Origin of the sequence: Paraburkholderia madseniana, assembly GCF_009690905.1 — a bacterium.
GTDB classification, from domain to species: Bacteria; Pseudomonadota; Gammaproteobacteria; order Burkholderiales; family Burkholderiaceae; genus Paraburkholderia; species Paraburkholderia madseniana.
Genome location: NZ_VOSW01000225.1, coordinates 1 through 3526 on the forward strand (window position 1 = coordinate 1; position 3526 = coordinate 3526).

At 57.8% G+C, this 3526-nt stretch carries 3 protein-coding genes; all 3 read left to right on the forward strand.

The genetic code is table 11. The annotated features are described in order from the left end of the window. Positions 1 to 159: 159 nt before the first annotated feature. The 3 genes from FSO04_RS45235 to FSO04_RS45245 are packed head-to-tail and all read left to right on the forward strand — an operon-like array spanning position 160 to position 3363. Positions 160 to 1416: a site-specific integrase gene (locus FSO04_RS45235; protein WP_154567908.1), complete on the forward strand. Its 1257-nt coding sequence runs from the start codon at positions 160 to 162 to the stop codon at positions 1414 to 1416. Then, positions 1413 to 2363 carry a tyrosine-type recombinase/integrase gene (locus tag FSO04_RS45240; RefSeq protein WP_154567910.1) on the forward strand — a complete coding sequence of 317 codons (951 nt, stop codon included), beginning with the start codon at positions 1413 to 1415 and terminating at the stop codon, positions 2361 to 2363. The genes FSO04_RS45235 and FSO04_RS45240 overlap by 4 nt, the downstream gene beginning before the upstream one ends. After that, entirely contained in the window at positions 2356 to 3363 is a 1008-nt protein-coding gene (locus tag FSO04_RS45245) for a site-specific integrase (RefSeq protein WP_154567912.1), read from the forward strand. Before FSO04_RS45240 ends, FSO04_RS45245 begins: the two co-directional genes overlap by 8 nt. Positions 3364 to 3526 lie beyond the last annotated feature (163 nt).

The window sequence follows — 3526 nt, forward strand, 5'->3', positions numbered from 1 at the left end:
GCGCTCTTATCCGCGCTACGGAATTATGCAAGGTCCGGAGAGGTTACATGCAGCGCGTTCCGCGTCGACAAGCGTTGTTCGGCACGCGATATCCTGCGATTGCTGAACATAATAAAAGGTGCTCTGCTGAGGGACTCTATTGCCTCGGAGGAAGCTACCATGTACGAAGATCAAATGGGAGTTCGATCGTGGTATCAGCTTGAAGATAGTGTTCTCGCGGCGAGCCGGCACGCATACGTCGACTACCTTCGCGGTCACGGTTACGCGCTTCATACCATTGGGCATTACTTTGCCTGTTTGGCCCACTTCTCGCACTGGCTCACATGTAGTGGTATCGAGCTTGATCAGATCGACGAGGATCTGATTCGCCAATTCATCTCAGTACACCTTCCTGATTGCGACTGTCCGGGGCGGAAGGTGTGCGCACTGAATTTCACTCGGGCGGCACTTAGACACTTGCTCAAGATGCTTCGCGCGCAAGGGCGCATCCAGCCACGATCATCCTCGTTACCGGGCACCATCGTCGACGAGCTACATCGTCTTGACGCTTATCTCGACGAGACCTGCGGTCTCGCTGCGAGTACTCGTCGCAATCACCACGACTGTATACGCGATTTTCTGGTTCATCAATTTGGCGACCGGCGCATTGACATGAGTCGCGTCAAACCGCAGGACATACTGCACTTCGTCGTCGAGCGGAGCAAGGAGCTCAGCCCGACGAGTGCGGGAGCGCTTGCCGGCAGCTTGCGCACTTACCTCCGTTACCGACAGTTCACTGGCGACCAGACCAGGACCTTAATCGCTGCCGTGCCGAAGGTGGCGGTGTGGTCGATGGCCCGGGTGCCCAGATTGTTGACGAAGGACCAGATCGTGCAATTCCTGCACGCCTTTGACACGCGGACTTCGTCAGGACGGCGCGATTACGCCATGGCACGTTTGCTGGTGGACCTTGGGTTGCGCGTAGGAGAAGTGGCGGCTCTTCAACTCTCAGACGTCGACTGGCGCGAGGGGACGTTGCGCATCAGGGCAGCGAAGTGCAAGCGGGTGGATTTCCTGCCACTACCCGTGCAAACCGGGCGCGCCCTGGCCGATTACGTGCGTTATGGTCGGAGTCAAACCGCCGGCCGGGCGTTATTCGTGCGACACCGGGCTCCATTTGATCTCCCGGTCACTCCAGCTGTTGTATGCAGCGTGGTCAGATTGGCCTATGCCCGATGCGGATGGCCTGGTACGTCGATGGGTACCCATTTGCTGCGACACACGGTAGCCAGCCGCATGCTCAGCAATGGCGCGTCCCTGAAGGATATCGCTGATGTGCTACGTCACCGCAGTCTCAATACAACCATGATTTACTCCAAGGTGGATTTCCGCAGACTGGCGGCGATAGCGGCGCCTTGGCCGGAGGGCGAATCATGAGCCATTCGTGTACTTTGACCAGCAGGGTCGAGGATTACCTGCATGTCAAGCGGCAACTGGGTTACGAGTTGAGATGTCAGGGAACACAGCTGCTCGCATTTGCCCGCTTTGCCGAAGGTCGTGGTCATCGTGGCCCGGTTACGCTGGATCTTGCACTACGCTGGGCGAGGGATTCTCATTCTGAGCGGCCTATCACTGCAGCGAAGCGGATCGAAGTGCTTCGTCCGTTCATCCGGTACCTTCAGCAATACGATCCTGATACGGAAGTCCCACCACACAGGATACTGGGCTCGACTCACCACCGCCCGGTCCCTCATATCTTCAGCGATGAGGAGGTCGAGGCCTTGTTGGCTGCTGCCAGCCGGTTGTCTCCGCGAGGGGGACTGCGGCCAGCAACCTACGAAACGCTCTTTGGCCTGATTGCTGCTACAGGTATGCGCATTTCCGAAGCATTGCGTCTTGAACGTTCGGACGTGATGTTTGAGCACGGCATGCTGAGCGTTCGCAAGAGCAAATTCCATAGATCCCGCCTGGTCCCATTACATGCGACGACCATCGCCGCTCTTCGGCGCTACGCGCATCTCCGCGACCGTCTGCTTCCGCTCGCAACCGACGACAATTTCTTCCTGTCGCAATGGGGATGCGCGCTGAAGATCTGGAATGCGGAGGATGCATTTTGCACTTTGCGCCGGCGGCTAGGCTGGGTTGCTCGTGGCGAGCATCAGGCGCCGCGCATTCATGACCTGAGGCACACGTTTATCACGAATTGCCTGCTTCGCTGGTATCGGCGGCAGATCAATGTCGACAACGCGATCGCTGCGCTATCCACTTACGTTGGTCATGTTCGGGTAACCGATACCTACTGGTATGTCAGCGCGATTCCCGAACTGATGGCGGTCGCCTCTCAACGCTTCGAACGTTATGCACGGGAGATTGCAGATGAATAGCTCTGATCCAGCAGTACGTTTCTCGGTCCTGATTCAGAGGTTCTTCATGGACTATCTGATCGAGCAGCGCAACGTTAGTCCTCGTACCGTCGCCAGCTATCGCGACACCTTCCGCCTGCTGCTCAATTTCGCCGAGAAACACGTGGGCAAGCCGCCCCATAAACTACGATTGGCCGACTTCAACGTAGGGCTGATTCTCGATTTCCTTAACCATCTGGAAGTCATGCGGCACAACGCGATTCGCAGCCGCAACGCGCGCCTTGCTGCGGTCCGGTCTTTCGCTCACTATGCAGCATTACAGGAGCCTTCCGCATTACCAGTCCTTCAGCGCGTGCTGGCCATCCCCATGAAACGCTTCGACAGGCCTATGGTCGGCTTTCTCAGCCGGGAGGAAATGCAATGCATCCTCGCGGCTCCCGACGTGGACAGCTGGTGTGGTCAACGCGATCAGGTCATGCTGGCTACGCTCTACAATACTGGCGCACGCGTATCGGAGCTCACAGCTATGCGTGCCAAGGATGTCTCATTGGACCGCGGTTGCTGCGTTCTCCTGCATGGAAAGGGACGAAAGGAGCGCACCCTTCCACTGTGGAATAGTACTGCGAAACTGATTCGCCGCTGGCTACGCCAGATCAATCCCGATCCCCAGCAATGGCTCTTTCCCAACCGTGCCGGTGGTCAGATGACCCGATCCGGCGTGACAGACCGACTGAAGCTGGCCGTGGCAGCAGCTTCCGCGCGTTGCCCGCAACTCAAGACGCGACATGTGTCTCCGCATGTTGTGAGGCACGCCACTGCGATGCACATGCTCCAGGGCGGCGTGGACCTCTCGCTGATTGCCTTATGGCTTGGCCATGAAAGCCCTGCTACGACACACATGTATATCGAAGCCGACCTAGCCATGAAACAGCGGGCGCTCAACGCCATTCAACCTCTTCAGTACAAACAGCGCCGGTTTCGCCCGCGGAGCGACATCCTGGCCTTCCTTGACAGGCTATGATTATGCTCGCTTCGTGAGACGCATCTGGTCGCACGTTTTCATCAATGCACAGTCTTCCTGATGCCTGCCCAAGGCCTGCGCCGGCCGTGACAACTCCGGATCATAAATGCGGCTGGCGTCGCGCCAAGGCAGAGGTCTGCATAATTCCGTAGCGCGGATAAGA

Bases quoted from the DNA above. Each gene is read 5' to 3' on its own strand.
- FSO04_RS45235 (WP_154567908.1), top strand. From the start codon at position 160: ATGTACGAAGATCAAATGGGAGTTCGATCGTGGTATCAGCTTGAAGAT.
- FSO04_RS45240 (WP_154567910.1), top strand. From the start codon at position 1,413: ATGAGCCATTCGTGTACTTTGACCAGCAGGGTCGAGGATTACCTGCAT.
- FSO04_RS45245 (WP_154567912.1), top strand. From the start codon at position 2,356: ATGAATAGCTCTGATCCAGCAGTACGTTTCTCGGTCCTGATTCAGAGG.